At 63.3% G+C, this 5,133-nt stretch carries 5 protein-coding genes; 2 read left to right on the top strand and 3 right to left on the bottom strand.

Annotated elements, in window-relative coordinates; translation table 11 throughout:
- A partial coding sequence (locus MOX02_RS29280; RefSeq protein WP_280525371.1) for a TCP-1/cpn60 chaperonin family protein occupies positions 1-559 on the top strand: 559 nt, incomplete at its 5' end.
- A 247-nt stretch (positions 560-806) separates the two neighbouring features.
- On the opposite strand, the gene MOX02_RS29275 is transcribed toward MOX02_RS29280, so the two are convergent.
- The 3 genes from MOX02_RS29275 to MOX02_RS29260 form a co-directional block, all read right to left on the bottom strand.
- Positions 807-2,237, bottom strand: a complete 1,431-nt coding sequence (locus MOX02_RS29275; RefSeq protein WP_210250423.1) for an amidase family protein — start codon at positions 2,235-2,237, stop codon at positions 807-809.
- 513 nt (positions 2,238-2,750) lie between these two features.
- The gene (locus MOX02_RS29265) at positions 2,751-4,010 is read right to left on the bottom strand and encodes an extracellular catalytic domain type 1 short-chain-length polyhydroxyalkanoate depolymerase (protein WP_147029295.1); all 1,260 of its coding nucleotides are present in this window, start codon (positions 4,008-4,010) and stop codon (positions 2,751-2,753) included.
- Between the two features lie 74 nt (positions 4,011-4,084).
- Complete coding sequence (locus MOX02_RS29260; RefSeq protein WP_147029294.1) at positions 4,085-4,504, bottom strand: ribbon-helix-helix domain-containing protein; 420 nt, start codon at positions 4,502-4,504, stop codon at positions 4,085-4,087.
- A gap of 214 nt (positions 4,505-4,718) precedes the next feature.
- Here MOX02_RS29260 and MOX02_RS32555 point away from each other — a divergent pair, with 214 nt between their 5' ends.
- Complete coding sequence (locus MOX02_RS32555; protein WP_147029293.1) at positions 4,719-4,988, top strand: hypothetical protein; 270 nt, start codon at positions 4,719-4,721, stop codon at positions 4,986-4,988.
- Positions 4,989-5,133: the final 145 nt, after the last annotated feature.

Below are 5,133 nucleotides of genomic sequence, written 5' to 3'. Positions count from 1 at the left end.
GAAGCTGCAGGAGCGGCTGGCCAAGCTCGCGGGCGGCGTCGCGGTGATCCGCGTCGGCGGCTCCACGGAAGTCGAAGTCAAGGAGAAGAAGGACCGGGTAGAGGATGCCATGCACGCCACCCGCGCGGCGGTCGAGGAAGGCATCGTCCCCGGCGGCGGCACGGCCCTACTACGCGCCAGAGCTGCCGCGCAGGGGCTGAAGAGCGACAACGCCGACGTCGCGGCCGGCATCAAGATCGTCCTCAAGGCGCTCGAGGCCCCGATCCGTCAGATTGCTGAGAACGCGGGTGTCGAGGGCTCGATCGTCGTCGGGAAAGTCACCGACAACAGCTCTGCGACTTTTGGCTTCGATGCTCAGACTGAGCAATACGTTGACATGATCGAAGCCGGGATAGTCGATCCAGTGAAGGTCGTGCGCACCGCTCTCCAGGACGCGGCCTCTGTCGCCGGCCTCCTGGTCACCACTGAGGCAATGGTTGCCGACGCTCCAAAGAAGGAGAGCCCCCAGCCAATGCCAGGCGGCGGCGGCATGGGCGGCATGGGCGGCATGGATTTCTGAGCCACCCCACCAATTGCAACGAGGGCCGCCTCCGGGCGGCCCTTTTTGTTTTCCGCTTCTTGGTCAGCTCAAAGGAGCACGAAGTCCCAGAGAACCGCGCGGCAGCCAAAAGGCATGAACCTTGGGCTTACCTAACCCGAAGCACATCCTTGGATCCCGCTCGCCTGGGCCGGCGAAACCCAATTCACAGAAGGCCGCGGGTTTCCGGCACCGATATCCCGCGCTTTAGAGAAGGAGAACGATACACCTATTGAATAGGAGGGGTGCTTTCAGGCGGCCGGCGAAATTTTGTGGCCTGTTCGAAGCTGTAGGCCAGCCGGATCAGTGTTGCCTCGTCCCACGGACGGCCCAGAAGCTCGACTCCAACCGGAACGCCAATCGGCGCGCTCTCACTGGGCGGAGAAAAGCCGCCTGGCACGGTGATCGCCGGGAAGCCCGTGGCGGAACCCAGGATGCCATTGCGCTCTACTTGGCGTGCTCCGATCGGCACGACCAGGCGCTGTTGGTGGGGGTAGACCAAGGCGTCGAGCTGGTTCTCGGCCATGATCTGCATCACGCGATCGCGTAGCTTTGCCCGCTTGAAGAGGCGGTCCTTGTATTCGGCACCGTCCCGGTCGAGCCCTTGCGACTTCCGGATCTCATCGCCGATGTTCGGCGAGAACTTACCCGAGGCGATGATCTCCTCCAATGACTTGACCGGCGCGTTGGCCTTCGGATCGGACAGGTAGCTGTTCAGGTCAGGCTTGAGGTCATAAAGATGCACGCTGACCCCGGACACCAGTTTGTTGGTGTCGAGCATGGGATCGCGGATTGACACCATCGTCGCTCCGGCCTCCTCCATGCGGCGAATAGCTTCCCGCGTGACGTTATTAACGTCCTGGTGCACGGGCTCTTTGCCGAACAGCGTCTCTACGATGCCGATGCGAGCCCCTTTCAGACCGTCCGCCTTCAAGAACGTGGTGTAGTCTTCCTCGACATGGCCGACATTCCAGGCAGTTGCGGGGTCGCCAGCGTCGTAGCCCACCAACACGTTCAACGTCTTGACGGCATCTGTCAGGGTGCGCGCGAGAGGGCCGGCGGCGTCCTGCACAAAGGAGTATGGAATGATGCCGGTGCGGCTGACCAATCCTACCGTCGGCCGGATGCCGACGAGGCTGTTGGCCGAGGCAGGTGAGCGGATCGAATTGATGGTGTCGGTGCCGATGCCGACCAGACCGAAGTTGGCTGCGAGACCCGCGCCCGTGCCGCCACTGGAGCCGCCCGGCGTCCGGGTAAGATCGTAGGGATTGCGCGTCTGTCCGCCGAGTGAGCTGATGGTCTCACCCCATACGGCGAACTCATGGAGGTTGGTCTTAGCGATGATGATCGCGCCTGCCGCCTTCATCTTCTTGACGATGGTCGCATCCTCGGGCGGCACGTAGCCCTCAAGGCTCAATGAACCGCCTGTGGTCGGCATGTCGGCAGTGTTGGTGTTGTCTTTGAGAAGGACAGGAACGCCATGAAGTGGACCGATGGGACCTGAGGCCTTGAGCTTTGCGTCCAACTCGTCCGCAATCTCACGCGCTCTCGGGTTAATGAGAATGACGGCGTTAAGCGCCGGGCCTTTCTTGTCGTAGGCGTCGATCCTCGCGAGATAGAAATCGACGAGCTGACGCGCAGTCAGTTTGCCGTCTTTCATCGCAGACTGGACATCCGCAACAGTCGCCTCTTGCAATTTTAATGCTGGTCCGCTTTGTGCCGAGGCGTGATAAGCATGCAAACTCAAGGCGAGACCAGCGGCGACACTGAAGCGACTACGAAATATAGCTCGCATGACAGATGGCTCCTTCAAGGCCAGCCCGCCCCCGGAACCGCATTCATTATGCTCTTGCCTCGCAGCGTAGGGCTGCAAGGGCAGAGTTTGCAACGCGGATTTCCGCTAGTTCCGCACTTCAAGGCGTCCTCTCGGCTTGTGCCCAGCGCCGCCAGTCGTGCGGAGGGTGAGGATCGTGGCCTGCATGCTAGCTTCGCGGGATGGCGGAGATGCTCTGCACGGGAGTCACGCGTGGCAAGCGCCTGATGGGGCTGATTGGACAGCGTAAAGCCATCGGCATTGCGGTGCACGGCGGCAACATGCAGCCGTGACGGACGATGCTCGGGCAGTGGCTGCAGCCCCCTACCCGAGCTTCAGCTTGAGACCCTTACATGGCGCTCAATGGCGGGTCGCAGCCGATGTGTTCGTGTGCGCCAGGAAGAAGCGCATCATCTCTCGGCTGGCATCAGGACCCAGTGGATCCGTGTAGGAGCCGGCCACGCTTCCCCCAGACCAGGCGTGGCCTGCGCCATGCAGCAGCCACTGCTCAAGGACATCACGCCCGCTGTCATCGGCTTGAACGGTGCGCGTGTAGGTCATACCCCCGGGCGTCTTACCGGACGTCACTTTCGTATTCAGTGCCACCTTCGGCTGTGCCTGAGCGATCACTTGATCGCCGTTGATGGGGTTGACCGTTCGATCGCTGTCGCCGTGAAAGACAATGGTCGGCACCGACGGCCCGCTTCCTCTTGGTTGGACGGCACCGCCTCCACTCATCGCGGCGAAGGCTGACGGCATGTCCTTGGCCGCACCGCAGGCAAGCCCAGAATGGATGCCAACAGCGGCGAACAGATCCGGATAGGTGGCTGCCATGATGGCAGCCGCGGCGCCGCCCGCCGAGAGACCAGCCACGTAAATGCGCGTTCGGTCGGCCGAGAATTCATCGGCAACAGCAAGTGCAATGCCAGCAATCAGCGAGGGCTCTCCGCCCTCACGCCGCTGGTCACCAGCATTGAACCAGTTCCAGCACTTCTGCATGTTGGCTGACTGGGGCTGACGCGGATACACGACGAGGAACGTCTGCTCCTCGGCCAGATCGTTCATCCGTGTGCCGGCAGCGAAATCGTCCGGGTCCTGGGTGCAGCCGTGCAGCATGACCACGACTGGAAGCGCCTGGCCGGTGTAGCCACTGGGGACGAACACCTTATAGCTGCGGCCTCCCGCATCGCTCGAGAAGGTCCGTTCCTCGAAGCGCGCACCGTCCGGCACCGAAACCGATGTGTGCCGCTTGGCGCGGAGGCCATCGCCGAGACCAGGTAACGAGCCCGATTCAGCGAGGCGGCCGCGGAACGCCTGCATCGTCTCGGTGAGATCAGGGAAACCCGCGGACTGCTGGCGAGGCGCTGATGCCCTGGCGGCCTGTGCCCACCCGTGACCGGCTGCCGTCCAAGCGCCGCCCGGGGCTAAGGGAGCGACCATGTCGATCGTCGGCCCTGAGCGCTTGGCACTCCAACCCCCTTTGTGCGCCTCGCTGTCCTGCCCGTCGTGAGTCGTGCCGGGGACGGCGCGGCCCTGAAGCAGCGCCATGGCTTCAGTGAGTTTGCCGGCCCGTGTGAGGCGGGTCACCTCGCCCATATCGATCTTGCTGAACGCGTTCATGGTCATGATCCTTCATTCGCCCAAGCCGAAGCAGGCGTGCGCGTGGTCTTGCAGTGGATGGACAGGTCTGAGGTTCAGGCTGTGCGGTCGGCGAGTGCGGCCTTCACCGCCGGGCTCGCCTGAAAAGCTCCGAGAACCTCAACCGAGGCGATGGAAGCCCGGGCGAGCTCCGGGGTGACATCCTCGGCAATGCTCGCGAGACCGAGAACTTGAATGTGAAGCGGCGCTCCTGCGTCCCGAGCCGCCTCCAGATCCTGCCGCGTGTAATGCGTTAGGCCGAGGCTGAGCTGGCGCCGAGCCACCGATTGGCGGACGGCCTCGTCCTGCCGTTCAAGCTGGTTGCGCACAGCTGTGCGGATGAAGTCGGCGCGGTTGGCGTAGAAGCCGTCGCGCACCATCAGGTCCACGCGACCGAGATCGACGAAGCCCAGATTGACGGTGATCTTCTCGCTGTCAGCACCCTTTGGCCGCAGCTCCTGTATGTTGCTCGCCATCTCAAAACTCCACACACCATCCCGCCGGATGGCCTGTAGATGGTGAGGAGAAGGCGGACTGCAAGGCCCTTGAGAAAGGTGCTCGCGGGGCATCGAGTATGAGGCCTTGGGCCGGCTGCAGCCTTTTCAGCACGCGAAACGTTGACCGAGATCTCAGCCGGCTGGCTTGCCAGCTGCGGCGGGAAGCCGCCGCAACGAACCCGAGGGATCTTCCATGAAGAGCGCACTCCTCACTGCAACTCTCCTTCTATCTGCTGTCGCCGTAGCTGGATCGGCTCAAGCACAAGGCACTGTTCGGGGGGCTGAGCGTGGTGCCGAGGACGGCAACCGCGCAGCTGGGCCAGTGGGCGGCGTGGTTGGTGGAGCCGTGGGCGCAGCCACAGGCACTGTCGGTGGCGCGCTCGGCGTTGATCCGGAGCCGCGCAGGGAGCGCATCGAGCGGCACGAGGAGCGCACGACTGTCCGCGAGCGCCGCGACCGCTAAGCAACTCTCGCCCGGCCGCGTTAGTGGTCGGGCTCTTCTCACCTCTGTTGTGAATGCTTGCTGGCTTCGCAAAAGGCGCCCGCCGGCATGATCGAGCGGAGGGACTCTCCTTCCGGGCGGTGTATATGCCGTCGTGCAGGCTACT

The sequence above is a fragment of the Methylobacterium oxalidis genome (genome assembly GCF_007992195.1).
GTDB classification, from domain to species: Bacteria; Pseudomonadota; Alphaproteobacteria; order Rhizobiales; family Beijerinckiaceae; genus Methylobacterium; species Methylobacterium oxalidis.
This window is presented reverse-complemented; position numbering and strand designations above follow the sequence as displayed.

Coding starts and splice junctions, on each gene's coding strand:
- MOX02_RS29265 (WP_147029295.1), bottom strand. CDS start 4,010: ATGAACGCGTTCAGCAAGATCGATATGGGCGAGGTGACCCGCCTCACA.
- MOX02_RS29275 (WP_210250423.1), bottom strand. CDS start 2,237: ATGAAAGACGGCAAACTGACTGCGCGTCAGCTCGTCGATTTCTATCTC.
- MOX02_RS32555 (WP_147029293.1), top strand. CDS start 4,719: ATGAAGAGCGCACTCCTCACTGCAACTCTCCTTCTATCTGCTGTCGCC.
- MOX02_RS29260 (WP_147029294.1), bottom strand. CDS start 4,504: ATGGCGAGCAACATACAGGAGCTGCGGCCAAAGGGTGCTGACAGCGAG.